This window comes from Streptomyces sp. NPDC017448 (assembly GCF_044330565.1).
Classification (GTDB): Bacteria; Actinomycetota; Actinomycetes; order Streptomycetales; family Streptomycetaceae; genus Streptomyces.
Genome location: NZ_JBIRLM010000031.1, coordinates 30,874 through 42,199 on the forward strand (window position 1 = coordinate 30,874; position 11,326 = coordinate 42,199).

Below are 11,326 nucleotides of genomic sequence, written 5' to 3' on the forward strand. Positions count from 1 at the left end.
CGTGATCGGTCTCGTTCTACGACGGCGTGCGATGAGGAGGGGTGCCGTGGCTTGTCGCCGCGCACCGTGTACGTCCGAAATTAGGCAGAACAGGTGAAGCCGCCTACGGGGGAGAGTGAACGGCAGGTGAACCGTGTCGGGCAGGCGGGTGCGGGGCCGGTCCGGCGCGGGGGCGGGGACGGCGTGGGGGCGGCGCGGCGGCGGGACGGGGCGGGGGCGCGCCGGGACGGGGGGCGTGCCGACCGGGGCGGGGCGCTGGTCAGGGCGCGGGCAGGACGTCCAGGAGCGCGGTGAGCTGTTGGACGTCACGGGGCCGGGTGAGCCGTACGCGGGCGTCCTGGGGGGCCAGCCACAGGATGCGGTCCACCTCGTCGTTGGCGGTGAACGAGCCGCCCGTCGCCTCCGCCGCCCAGTAGGCGACCTCCTTGGGCCGCCCCTCCACCGGGTAGCGGGAGGTCGGCAGCGGTTCGCCCAGGGCGCAGTGGTGGCCGGTCTCCTCCAGCACTTCCCGTACGGCGGCGGTCCGCGCGTCCTCGCCGCGTTTCAGCTTGCCCTTCGGGAAGGACCAGTCGTCGTAGCGGGGCCGGTGGACCAGGCAGACCTCCACCCCGCCGCCGTCCGGGGCGCGGCGCCACAGGACGCAGCCCGCCGCCAGGACGGCGCCCTCCCGCCCGGCGCCCGCCCCGCCGGCGCGGCGTCCCCGGTCCCCGCTCATGGGGCCGCCAGGGCCGTGGCGTACGGCCAGGTCTTCCGGAACGCCGCCCGCGCCGACTCCACCCCGTGGCGCTGGTCCGCGTGGAGGACGCCCAGCGCGTACGCCGTGGCCGGGGCGATCCTGGGGGTGCGGGCGGCGGCGGCCGCCGCCCCGGCCGCCTCGACGGCGTCCCGGTGCAGGTCGAGGGCGTGGCCGGGTGCGGTCAGGTCCGGGTCGGCGGCCCCGAGGACGACCTCGTGGGCGTACCGGTGCAGCCGCAGCAGCAGGCGGGCCTGGTGCCAGGCCGCGTCCTGCATCTCGTTGTACGGCCCCGTGTCGTCGGGCGGGAGGGCGGCGACGGCGGTGAGCAGGCGTTGTTCGGCGCGTTCGGCGGGCTCCCGGAGGGAGGCGGCGGCGGCCCGGCCCGCGTGGCCGGGGGCCGGCGGGACCTCGGAGGCGAGGAGCGCGACGGCGTCGGCGATGGCGTGGAAGCGGGAGGAGCCGAGCGCCTGGAGGGCCGCGGAGTGGGACCGGGTCCGGGCGAGGGTGAGGCGGCGCTCCAGCAGGGCCGCGGCCCGTGCGGCCCCGACCCCGAGGGCGGCGCGGCCCTGGGCGTCGTCCGCGGCGCCCTCCCCGGCGGTGCGGACGCCCCGGGCGGCGGGCAGGGCCGGGCCGGAGAGCTGGTGCAGGGCCTCGACGAGCCGGGTCAGCCGGCCGGCGTAGGCGTGTTCACGGGCCAGGACGCCGGTGAGCCAGGCCAGCTCGGCGCGGAGCTGGTCGGCCCAGTGCGGGTCGAGCGCGGCCCGGAAGGTGTGCAGGGAGCCGCCGATCCGGCGGGCCGCCCGGCGCAGTGCGCGGGCGGCCTCGGCGGCGTCGTGGCCGCCCGCGTCCGCCGGGGCGCTGTACTCGTGGTGCAGGCGCAGGCTGCGCAGGAACTCGGCGGCCTGGCTCCGGAGGTAGGGCGCGAGGCACCCCTCCGCGGTCGGCTCCCCGAGGGGGGCGGGACGGACGGAAGCGGAACGGCCGGTCCCGGAGGGCCGGGCGGTCGGCTCCCCCGCGGGGTCGGCGGGGCCGGCGCCGGGGGCCGCGGTTCCTCCGCGCCCCGCCCCGGCCGCCTCGGCGGGCCACGGCGTGTCCGGGCGGGTGCCGGGGGCCGCGTCCGGCGTGGGCCGGGTCGTCGTCTGCTGGTCAGGGCGTTGCACGCCTGCGCCTCCGGGCTTCGATGAGCATTTCCTGGACGTGCCGCAGCGGCTGCCCGTCCGCGTCCGTGGCGTGGCGGGTCCACTCCCCGTCGGGGCCCAGGTGCCAGGAGGCGGTGGTGTCGGCCATACCGGTCTCCAGGAGCCGGCTGAGCGCGGCGCGGTGGGCGGGGTCGGTGACCCGGACCAGGGCTTCGATCCGGCGGTCGAGGTTGCGGTGCATCATGTCGGCGCTGCCGAACCACACCTCGGGCTCACCGCCGTTGCCGAAGGAGAAGATCCGGGAGTGTTCGAGGAAGCGGCCGAGCACGGAGCGGACCCGGATGTTCTCCGAGAGCCCGGTGACGCCCGGTCGGATCGCGCAGATCCCGCGCACCCAGATGTCGACGGGGACGCCCGCCCGGGCCGCCCGGTAGCAGGCGTCGATGATCGCTTCGTCGACCATCGAGTTGACCTTGAACCGCACGTAGGCGGGGCGGCCCGCGCGGTGGTGGGCGATCTCCTTGTTGATCCGGGCGATCAGCCCGTCGCGCAGCGACTTCGGGGCGACCAGGAGACGGCGGTAGGTCTCGCGGCGGGAGTAGCCGGAGAGCCGGTTGAACAGGTCGGAGAGGTCCGCCCCGACCTGCGGGTCCGCCGTGAGCAGGCCGAGGTCCTCGTACAGCCGGGCCGTCTTGGGGTGGTAGTTGCCGGTGCCGACGTGGGAGTAGCGGCGCAGCGTGTCGCCCTCCTGGCGGACGACGAGGGAGAGCTTGCAGTGGGTCTTGAGCCCGACGAGCCCGTAGACGACGTGGCAGCCCGCCTCCTCCAGCTTGCGGGCCCACTTGATGTTGGCCTGCTCGTCGAAGCGGGCCTTGATCTCGACGAGGACGAGCACCTGTTTGCCGGACTCGGCCGCGTCGATCAGGGCGTCCACTATGGGGGAGTCGCCGGAGGTGCGGTACAGGGTCTGCTTGATGGCCAGCACGTCCGGGTCGCCCGCCGCCTGCTCCAGGAACGCCTGGACGGAGGTGGAGAACGAGTCGTACGGGTGATGGAGCAGGACGTCCCTCTCGCGCAGGGCGGCGAAGACGTCGGGCGCGGAGGCGGACTCCACCTCGGCCAGGTCCCGGTGGGTGCCCGCGATGAACTTGGGGTACTTCAGCTCCGGCCGGTCCAGCGAGGCGATGGCGAACAGGCCGGTGAGGTCGAGCGGCCCGGGCAGCGGGTAGACCTCCGCGTCGGACACCTTCAGCTCGCGGACCAGCAGGTCCAGGACGTACGGGTCGATGGACTCCTCGACCTCCAGCCGGACCGGGGGGCCGAAACGGCGGCGCATCAGCTCCTTCTCCAGGGCCTGGAGGAGGTTCTCCGTGTCGTCCTCCTCGACCTCCAGGTCCTCGTTCCTGGTGACCCGGAACATGTGGTGCGCCAGCACCTCCATCCCGGGGAACAGCTCCTCCAGGTGGGCCGCTATGACGTCCTCGATGGGGACGTACCGCTGCGGCGACGCCTCCAGGAAGCGGGTCAGCAGCGGCGGGACCTTGACCCGGGCGAAGTGGCGGTGGCCGCTGACCGGGTTGCGGACGACGACCGCGAGGTTGAGCGAGAGCCCGGAGATGTACGGGAAGGGGTGCGCGGGGTCGACGGCCAGCGGGGTCAGGACCGGGAAGACGCGCTGCCGGAAGAAGGTGAACAGGCGGGCCTGCTCCTTCTCGGTCAGGTCCGGCCAGCGGATCAGCTGGATGCCCTCGTCGGAGAGGTCCGGGCAGATGTCCTGGAAGCAGGCGGCGTGCCGGGCCATGAGCTCGCGCGAGCGGGTCCAGATGAGGTCCAGGACCTCGCGCGGCTGGAGGCCGGAGGCGGAGCGGGTGGCGACGCCCGTGGCGATGCGGCGCTTGAGGCCGGCCACCCGGACCATGAAGAACTCGTCCAGGTTCGAGGCGAAGATGGCGAGGAAGTTGGCCCGCTCCAGGATGGGCGTGGCCGGGTCCTCGGCCAGCTCCAGGACCCGTTCGTTGAACGCGAGCCAGCTGCGTTCGCGGTCCAGGAAGCGGCCCTGGGGCAGCTCGTCGCCGTCCCGGTCGGGCTCGTACGCGTCGGCGTCGGCGTCCAGATCGGGATCGAGGTCGGCGGCGGTGGAGAAGCCGACCCCGCGGGAGGCGGGCGTGGCGTGCGGCCGGTGCGCGGCGAGTGAGCCGACGGACGGCTGGGCGGCGGGCTGGACCGGGACCTCGGAGCTGGGCTGCTGGCTCATGGACCTATTCTTCCGCGCGGAGCGCTCCTCAGGCGCGTCGGAGCCGGGAAAGATCGCGGAAGGCCCGGGAAACCCGGGGTCACGGCCGGGTGAGCCCGCAGAGGCGTCACGCCGGGCTTTCCCGTTGCGGCGGGGGGCGGGCAGAGCTGGCTGCATCCCGTGAGGGTCGCAAGGGCGTCTGAATGGCCGGTAACGGCGACATGACGTCCAGGGAGCGGTGTGCCTGCGGGTCGGCCGTGCGGTGACTGTACGTGACTGCGCGCGGGTATGCGATCGCCGCCCGGACCCACCCCTCGTGGGGCCCGGACGGCGAGGCGCGGGGTCGGATCGGCCCGGGTCAGCCGTGCAGGCGGCGCAGGACCCGGAAGGCGGCGAACACGGCGAGGGCGGCGAGGGCGAGCAGGATGCCGGTCTCGACGAGCTGGAGGGGCCAGTAGTGGGAGGCGGGGTGGACCTCGGCGAAGTAGTCGACGGCGCCCCGGTCGGTCATGCAGGCTTCGACGTCCCGCAGCGGGTCGGCGGCGTAGCAGTCCTCCCAGTACAGCTTCCGGCCCGATTCCGTCAGTCGGCCCATGTCGATGGCCCAGTCGCCGGGGCCGAGCCGCACGGCCTCCGCGCTCTGCCGGAAGGCGGCCGGCCACAGCAGGTGCCGCGCGGAGGACAGGGCGAAGGCCGTCGCCCCGAGGGCGAGGGCGGTGAGGGACATGGACAGCACGGTCCGGCGGACGAGGACGGCGCACAGCGCGCCGACCGCGACGGCCAGCAGTCCGTAGCCGAGGACCGCGGGCCCGGTGCCGGGGAAGATGCCGGAGCCGTGCCAGGTGGCCCTGTACGAGTACGGGTATCCGCGCAACGCCCACAGCCCCCAGCGGTAGGCGATGGTCAGGACCGTCAGACCGGTGACCGTCAGCACGGCGGGCACGGCCAGCCGGGTGGCGAGCCAGCGGGCGGGGGAGACCGACTGCGTCCAGGCCAGGCGGAAGGTGCCGCTCTCCAGTTCGCGGGCGATCAGCGGGCCCGCGACGAAGACGCCGACGAGCCCGGCCAGGAGGAGCAGCACGGTGCCGCCGTCGGCCAGGAAGACCTCGGTGGACGTACGGGCGTAGGCCGGCTGGTAGACGGCGTCGCCGCACGGGGTCGTGTCGCCGTCGGGGCACAGTTCCTTCGCGGAGGCCATCCAGACGCGGAGCGCGACGACGACGCCGATGCCGAGGGCGACCAGGGCGGACCCCGCCCAGAGGGCCTTGCGGTGGATGCGCAGCAGGACGTGGGCGGACCCGCGCAGGGAAGCGGGGGCGGTCGTGGCCGCGTCGGGCTTCGGGGGTGTCAGCGTGCTCATGCGGACGCCACCGCCCCACGGGTCTCGGTGCACGCGCTCGGGGTGAGCAGGGTGGGGGCCTGCGGGGAGCGGAGGTGGGCGAGCAGCAGCTCCTCCAGGGACGGCTGGGTGACGGTCCACGCGGCGGTGTCCACGGGGCCCTCCTTCCGGACGAGCGCGGTGAGCTGACGGCCCGTCGTACGGGATTCGACGACGGTGTGCGGGGAAAGGTCCCGGGCCCGACCCGTGAGCAGGGCGTGGGCGGCGGCGATGTCCTCGGCCTCGCCGCCGAGCCGGATGCGCCCGCCGTCGACGAACAGCAGGTAGTCGCAGGCGCCCTCCAGCTCGGTGAGGATGTGCGAGGACATGACGATGGTGGTGCCGTGCTCGGCGGTCTCCGCCATCAGGACGCCCATCAGCTCGTGCCGGGCCAGCGGGTCGAGGTCGGCCATCGGCTCGTCCAGCAGCATCAGTTCGGGCCGCTTGCCGAGGGCGAGGGCCAGGGCGAGCCGGGTGCGCTGACCGCCGGAGAGGGAGCGGACACGGGCCTTCGGAGGCAGCGGCGCGGCGATCCGGTCGGCGGTGGCGCGGTCCCAGCGCCCGGGGTTCAGCTCGCCCCCGGCCCACAGGGTGTCGGCGACGGTGAGCTGCGGGTAGAGCGGTTTGTCCTGGGAGACGTACGCGATCCGGTCGCGGACGTCCCCGGGGACGGAGGAGCCGAGGACGGTGAGCGAACCGGCGGTGGGCCGATCCAGCCCGGCGGCCAGGCTCAACAGGGTTGACTTGCCCGCGCCGTTGGGTCCGACGAGGGCGCAGACTCGGCCCGTGGGCAGGCGGAACGAGCAGTCGTGCAGGGCGCGGTGTCCGCCGCCCCCGCGCCCGTACGTCCTCGCGAGGCCGTGTGCCTCGATCGCGATGCCGGTCATCGTTCCTGGTCCCCCTTGTACGTGCTGTCCAGTACGGCCGTGAAGAGCGCGCGGACGTCGTCCTTCTCCAGCCCGGCCGCCCGCGCCCGGCGGGCCCAGTCGGTGAGTTCGGTACGCAGCGGCGCGTCGGCGGCGGACGCCTCGGCCGCGCCGCCCAGCGTCCGGCGGACGAAGGTACCGAGCCCGCGGCGGGCCTCGACCAGTCCTTCGCGCTCCAGCTCCCGGTAGGCCTTGAGGACCGTGTTCGGGTTGATCGCGGTGGCTTCCACGACCTCGCGGGCGGTCGGCAGCCGGTCACCGGGCTCCAGCACGCCCAGGCGCAGGGCCTGCTTCGTCTGCTGGACGATCTGGAGGTAGGTGGCGACCCCGCTGCGCCGGTCGATGCGGAACTCGACAGCTGCGGACTCGGCCGTCATGCGCTACACCACCCTTTCACTAATTGAGTAGTGAAAGGGTGGTGTGAAAACGGGGCGGCGTCAAGTGACGCCGCCCCGGAGGCGGTTCGGAGAAGAGGTGGTCGCGCCGGTGGAGCGGCCGCCCGGGTGGGTGGTTACGCGGTCGGCGTGGCCGGGGTGCGGCCGGCGCGCAGCTCCTCATTGATGCGCTGTGCCTCTTCCAGTTGGTCCTCGAGGATGACGATGCGACAGGCGTCCTCGATCTTCGTACCCTGGTCGACCAGTTCGCGGGCGCGGGCGGCGATGCGCAGCTGGTAGCGGGAGTAACGGCGGTGGCCTCCGGCGGAGCGCAGCGGGGTGATCAGGCGGTTCTCGCCGAGCGCACGGAGGAAGGCGGGGGAGGCGCCGAGCATCTCGGCGGCCCGGCCCATGGTGTAGGCGGGATAGTCGTCGTCGTCGAACTTGTCGGTGGGGCGGGTACTGCGAGGGGGCATAACACCTCTTCTTCCGGGGACACGTCGGGGGGCCCGAGCGCCGTGCGGCGCTCGGGCCCCGAGCTTTCAACACCATCTGCCGACCGACCTGGCCGGCCTTCTTGTTCCGCCGACCCGCCCGGAGGGGCGGGGAAACGGGGATCGCGGATGCGTGACCGGGGACCACCTTCCGTTCCGGGGTCTGCGGTACCCGAGCGGACGACTTCCTCGCTCAGGCGATCCTGATGGCGTCTGCTCCTTATCTCTCTCGTGCTGCGGTTCTTGCTGTCACTGCGGTACTGCTCTACTGCGGTACTACGTGCGGCCCCTGGGGCCGCCCGGCCCGGCAGCCAGGGGGAGAACCCATCGGTTCCGGCTCTCCCGCTCCACTGCCGTTCCGCTACTGCTCTGACCTGCGTGCGCGGCAGTTCGTGTCTGCCGCGCCTTCTTTCCTTCGGCTACGAGGAAAATCCTAGACCCATCGACCGGGGAATGTCTACTCCCGCCACGACAGTTTTTCTTCGATGTCGGTTGGCTGTCTTCTGCGGCGCCGAAGCGATGGAAGTTGTTGCCCCGGGCGACGGCCTCAGGACTCCGTGCGGTACATCAGGTCCACCTCGTGCGTGGTGAACCCCATCCGCTCGTACACCGTCACGGCCGCCGTGTTGTCCGCGTCGACGTAGAGCATCGCGGTGGGCAGCCCCTCGGAGGCCAGGTGGTGCAGCCCGATCGAGGTCAGCGCCTTGCCGAGGCCGCCGCCCTGGGCGTCGGGCGCCACCCCGACCACGTACACCTCGCCGAGCCGTTCCTCCGCGTGCACCTTCGTCCAGTGGAAGCCGACGACCTCCCCGTCCCGCTCGGCCAGGAAGAACCCCTTCGGGTCGAACCAGGGCTCCGCCTTCCGGTCGTCCAGGTCCTGCTGCGTGAGGGAACCCTGCTCGGGGTGGTGGGCGAAGGCGGCGCGGTTCACGGCGAGCCAGGCGGCGTCGTCCCGGCCCGGCTCGAAGGTCCGTACGGTGACGCCCTCGGGCAGCACCGGATCGGCCAGGCCGAGCGGGACCAGGGAGCGGCGGAGCTGGCGCAGCTCGCGGAAGAGGGAGAGGCCGAGGACCTGGGCCAGGTGGCGGGCGGCCGCGCTGCCGCCGTGTGCCCAGACCCGCAGCCGCTTGCCGGTCGCGGCGAGGAGCGCCGCGCCGAGCGCCCGGCCGTGCCCGTTGCCGCGCCGGTCGGGGTGGACGACCAGCTCGGCGGCCGGGGCCTCGACGGGGTCGACGTCCTCCAGCTGGGCGTACCCGGCGAGCGTCCCGTCGGCGGTGAGCAGGAAGTGCCGTACGCCTTCGCGGTGTCCGCCCCGGATGCGGAGTCTGCCCTGCTCGGACACTGCCTGCCGGCCATCGGAGCGGGCGGCGTCGGCGAGCAGGGCGAGGACGGCGTCCGCCTGCGCGGAGTCGAGCGCGTCGAAGGTCCGGATCTCGCGTCCGGGGGCGGGGAGGGGTGCGTCAGTCGTCATGCGTCCGAGCGTAAAGGGGAGGGGGGCCGGGTGCGGAGGAGCGTACGGGGCGCCGGCACGGCCGCCGCGTCGCTGCGGCGCACGTTCCGGCCGGGCGGGCCCACCGGTCGGGGCGCGGCGCGAAGATGGCCGGTTCGGCACCTCCGTTTGGCCGGATGGCAACCAGGTCGTAACCCCGAACACCTGTTGCGCTACGCGCGTTGACTCTAGGCTGCGGCACGCAGGCTTCCCGAAGTGCGCCGTCATACGCGCCAAACGGTGGCATACACGGCATCGACGGCGCCTGTGACACCTCCACCACGGACACACAAGGGGACCGATGTCAGCGACTCCGCAGAAGAACCGCACGACACGGCGGGTGCTCGCCGTCGCGGCCGGGCTGGCCACCACGGGCGCGCTCGTCGCCGCGATGCCGGCCGACGCCCAGGACCGCGGGCACGGCCACGGCCACCAGCCCCGTACCGTCGATGTGCAGTTGCTGTCCTTCAACGACCTGCACGGCAACCTGGAGCCGCCGGCCGGTTCGGCGGGCAACGTCTCCGAGAAGCAGCCCGACGGCACGGTGAAGGCGATCCCGGCCGGTGGCGTCGAGTACCTGGCGACCTCGCTGCGCACCGCGCGCAAGGGCAACCCGTACTCCGTCACGGCGGCCGGCGGCGACATGGTCGGCGCGAGCCCGCTCCTGTCGGGCCTCTTCCACGACGAGCCGACGATCGAGGCGCTGAACAAGCTCGACCTGGACGTCTCGGCGGTCGGCAACCACGAGTTCGACGAGGGCGCGACCGAGCTGGCCCGCCTCCAGAACGGCGGCTGCCACCCGGTCGAGGGCTGCTACGAGAAGGGCGAGGAGTTCGAGGGCGCGGACTTCCCCTACCTCGCGGCCAACGTGACCGAGGAGAAGACCGGCAAGCCGCTGCTGAAGCCGTACACCGTCTGGAAGAAGAACGGCGTCAAGATCGGCTTCATCGGCGTGACCCTGGAGGGCACCCCGGACATCGTCACCGCCAACGGCGTCAAGGGCCTGAAGTTCCACGACGAGGTCGAGACGATCAACAAGTACGCCCGCGAGCTGGACCGCAAGGGCGTCAAGTCCATCGTGGCGCTGATCCACGAGGGCGGGGCCCCGGCCTCCACCTCGTACAACTACGACTGCGACAGCCCCGGCGCGGGCGACGGGATCTCCGGGCCGATCGTCGACATCGCCCGGGGCATCACGCCGAAGGTGGACGCCCTGGTCACGGGCCACACCCACCAGGCGTACGTCTGCACCGTCCCGGACCCGTCCGGCCAGCCGCGCATGGTCACCTCGGCCTCGTCGTTCGGCAAGCTGTACACGGACACCACGCTCACCTACGACCGCCGTACCAAGGACATCGTCCGTACGTCGGTGAAGTCCGCGAACCACGTCGTGACCCGCGACCAGCCCAAGGCCGCCGACATGACGCGCCTGATCGACCGCTGGAACAAGCTCGCCGCCCCGATCGCCAACCGGCCGCAGGGCTGGATCACCGCCGACATCAACGGCCGCGGCTCCACCGCTCTGGAGAAGCCGCTCGGCAACGTCATCGCGGACGCCCAGCTCGAAGGGCTCGCCCCGGCCGACAAGGGCGGCGCGGAAGTCGCGTTCATGAACCCGGGCGGCATCCGCGCGGACCTGGTGCACAAGGCGTCCGGCAGTGAGGGCGACGGGGTCGTCACCTACGGCGAGGCGTTCACCGTGCAGCCGTTCACCAACATGATGAACGTCGTGGACCTGACCGGCGCCCAGCTGGTCGCCGCCCTCCAGCAGCAGGTCAGCGGCTCCAACGAGGCCAGCCCGAAGATCCTCCAGATCTCCAGGGGCCTCACCTACACCCTCGACCTGACGAAGTCCGGCGCAGCCCGCGTCGTCACCGACTCCATCAAGCTGAACGGCGAGGCGATCGACCCGGCGCGCAGCTACCGCGTCGCGATGAACGAGTTCCTCGCGGGCGGCGGCGACGGCTTCCCGGCCCTCGGCCAGGGCACGAACAAGCTGGTCGGCGCGTCCGACCTGGACCTGTTCAACGCCTACCTGGCGGCCCACTCCACGGCCGCCGCCCCGCTGGCCCCGCCGGCGACGGACCGGATCACGATCGTCAAGTAACTCCTCGGCGGTACAGGGGCGGTGGGCCTGCGGGCCTGCCGCCCCTTTGCGCTGGGCGGGGGGCGGGCGGGGGCGGAAGTCCTGACCGTCTCTTGGCCGTTGATATGGCCGATAGCGGATTGCAGTAGCGAAGTACAGGTTGATAGACAGTGATGTACGCGTACCTTCGTTCGATGCAGCGGAGGGGGCGGGCGGGGGCGTGCGTACGGGGGCGTGGGATGACCGGGTGGGGTAACAGGCCGCAGGGCGTGCAGGGCCAGTTGAAGGTGGCCGGTGGGCACGCGGGTGAGCTGGAGCAGGCGCAGGACGCGGCGAGGTCGGTGCGTCTGGATGTGCTGAGGGATCTGCGGGGTGTGAAGTGAGCGACTCGCAGCCGGTGGTTCTGGAGGGCATACCGGTCTTCACGGGTGATCTCGCCCTGCTGGACACCAAGGTGAGGGAGCTGGTCGG

At 73.0% G+C, this 11,326-nt stretch carries 10 protein-coding genes; 2 read left to right on the plus strand and 8 right to left on the minus strand.

The features are described from left to right. Nucleotides 1–259: 259 nt before the first annotated feature. The 8 genes from ACH4K1_RS31995 to mshD all read right to left on the minus strand — a co-directional run bounded on the left by ACH4K1_RS31995 (nt 260) and on the right by mshD (nt 8,751). Complete coding sequence (locus ACH4K1_RS31995; RefSeq protein ID WP_398093028.1) at nt 260–715, minus strand: NUDIX hydrolase; 456 nt, start codon at nt 713–715, stop codon at nt 260–262. Further along, nucleotides 712–1,896 (minus strand): CHAD domain-containing protein, encoded by a 1,185-nt coding sequence (locus tag ACH4K1_RS32000; protein ID WP_398093030.1) that lies wholly within the window; start codon nt 1,894–1,896, stop codon nt 712–714. Before ACH4K1_RS32000 ends, ACH4K1_RS31995 begins: the two co-directional genes overlap by 4 nt. After that, entirely contained in the window at nt 1,883–4,129 is a 2,247-nt protein-coding gene (locus ACH4K1_RS32005) for an RNA degradosome polyphosphate kinase (RefSeq protein WP_398093031.1), read from the minus strand. Before ACH4K1_RS32005 ends, ACH4K1_RS32000 begins: the two co-directional genes overlap by 14 nt. 337 nt (nt 4,130–4,466) lie before the next feature. Then, nucleotides 4,467–5,468: an ABC transporter permease gene (locus ACH4K1_RS32010; RefSeq protein ID WP_398093032.1), complete on the minus strand. Its 1,002-nt coding sequence runs from the start codon at nt 5,466–5,468 to the stop codon at nt 4,467–4,469. Then, nucleotides 5,465–6,373, minus strand: a complete 909-nt coding sequence (locus ACH4K1_RS32015) for an ABC transporter ATP-binding protein (RefSeq protein WP_398093033.1) — start codon at nt 6,371–6,373, stop codon at nt 5,465–5,467. Before ACH4K1_RS32015 ends, ACH4K1_RS32010 begins: the two co-directional genes overlap by 4 nt. Then, nucleotides 6,370–6,789, minus strand: coding sequence for a GntR family transcriptional regulator (locus tag ACH4K1_RS32020; protein ID WP_398093034.1), 420 nt, complete (start codon nt 6,787–6,789; stop codon nt 6,370–6,372). The genes ACH4K1_RS32015 and ACH4K1_RS32020 overlap by 4 nt, the downstream gene beginning before the upstream one ends. Nucleotides 6,790–6,923: 134 nt before the next feature. Continuing rightward, the gene (locus ACH4K1_RS32025) at nt 6,924–7,262 is read right to left on the minus strand and encodes a MerR family transcriptional regulator (RefSeq protein ID WP_398093035.1); all 339 of its coding nucleotides are present in this window, start codon (nt 7,260–7,262) and stop codon (nt 6,924–6,926) included. A 565-nt stretch (nt 7,263–7,827) separates the two neighbouring features. Next, nucleotides 7,828–8,751 carry a mycothiol synthase gene (gene mshD, locus ACH4K1_RS32030; protein WP_398093036.1) on the minus strand — a complete coding sequence of 308 codons (924 nt, stop codon included), beginning with the start codon at nt 8,749–8,751 and terminating at the stop codon, nt 7,828–7,830. A 319-nt stretch (nt 8,752–9,070) separates the two neighbouring features. On the opposite strand from mshD, the gene ACH4K1_RS32035 reads away from it, so the two are divergent. Next, nucleotides 9,071–10,876, plus strand: a complete 1,806-nt coding sequence (locus tag ACH4K1_RS32035; protein WP_398093037.1) for a bifunctional metallophosphatase/5'-nucleotidase — start codon at nt 9,071–9,073, stop codon at nt 10,874–10,876. A 218-nt stretch (nt 10,877–11,094) separates the two neighbouring features. After that, on the plus strand, nt 11,095–11,238 hold the full coding sequence (locus ACH4K1_RS32040; protein ID WP_398093038.1) for a hypothetical protein: 144 nt from the start codon (nt 11,095–11,097) through the stop codon (nt 11,236–11,238). The last annotated feature ends 88 nt before the right edge of the window (nt 11,239–11,326 follow it).

Coding starts and splice junctions, on each gene's coding strand:
- ACH4K1_RS31995 (WP_398093028.1), bottom strand. CDS start 715: ATGAGCGGGGACCGGGGACGCCGCGCCGGCGGGGCGGGCGCCGGGCGG.
- ACH4K1_RS32005 (WP_398093031.1), bottom strand. CDS start 4,129: ATGAGCCAGCAGCCCAGCTCCGAGGTCCCGGTCCAGCCCGCCGCCCAG.
- ACH4K1_RS32010 (WP_398093032.1), bottom strand. CDS start 5,468: ATGAGCACGCTGACACCCCCGAAGCCCGACGCGGCCACGACCGCCCCC.
- ACH4K1_RS32015 (WP_398093033.1), bottom strand. CDS start 6,373: ATGACCGGCATCGCGATCGAGGCACACGGCCTCGCGAGGACGTACGGG.
- ACH4K1_RS32020 (WP_398093034.1), bottom strand. CDS start 6,789: ATGACGGCCGAGTCCGCAGCTGTCGAGTTCCGCATCGACCGGCGCAGC.
- ACH4K1_RS32025 (WP_398093035.1), bottom strand. CDS start 7,262: ATGCCCCCTCGCAGTACCCGCCCCACCGACAAGTTCGACGACGACGAC.
- mshD (WP_398093036.1), bottom strand. CDS start 8,751: ATGACGACTGACGCACCCCTCCCCGCCCCCGGACGCGAGATCCGGACC.
- ACH4K1_RS32035 (WP_398093037.1), top strand. CDS start 9,071: ATGTCAGCGACTCCGCAGAAGAACCGCACGACACGGCGGGTGCTCGCC.
- ACH4K1_RS32040 (WP_398093038.1), top strand. CDS start 11,095: ATGACCGGGTGGGGTAACAGGCCGCAGGGCGTGCAGGGCCAGTTGAAG.